The following is a 270-nucleotide window of genomic DNA, read 5'->3' as shown; positions in this document are numbered from 1 at the left end:
GCTTAATATTCGCCCACACCTTCTCAATCGGGTTGAGCTCAGGTGAATAAGGTGCAAGAGGCAATACCTTATGTCCCAATTTTTCCGCCATTTCCCGTAAGACGCCCATACGGTGAAATCGTGCATTATCTAAAATAATCACCGATTTTTGAGTCAATGCGGGCAGTAGGCATTGCTGAAACCACGCTTCAAAAAAGACTCCGGTCATCGTATTTTGATAAACCATCGGAGCAATCAGCCGGTTGCCGATTTGTTCGGACACCAGAGATA

Annotated in this window: 1 pseudogene; it reads right to left on the bottom strand. The window is 45.6% G+C overall.

Going from position 1 to position 270, the window contains the following annotated elements:
* Window positions 1-270: pseudogene (locus ACTHS4_RS11995) on the bottom strand (IS630 family transposase); the annotation flags it as partial.

This window comes from Neisseria sp. P0014.S009, from assembly GCF_051958155.1.
Lineage (GTDB): Bacteria > Pseudomonadota > Gammaproteobacteria > Burkholderiales > Neisseriaceae > Neisseria > Neisseria flavescens_C.
The sequence above is the reverse complement of the archived record's forward strand: the minus strand, read 5'-3'. Positions and strand labels throughout refer to the sequence as shown.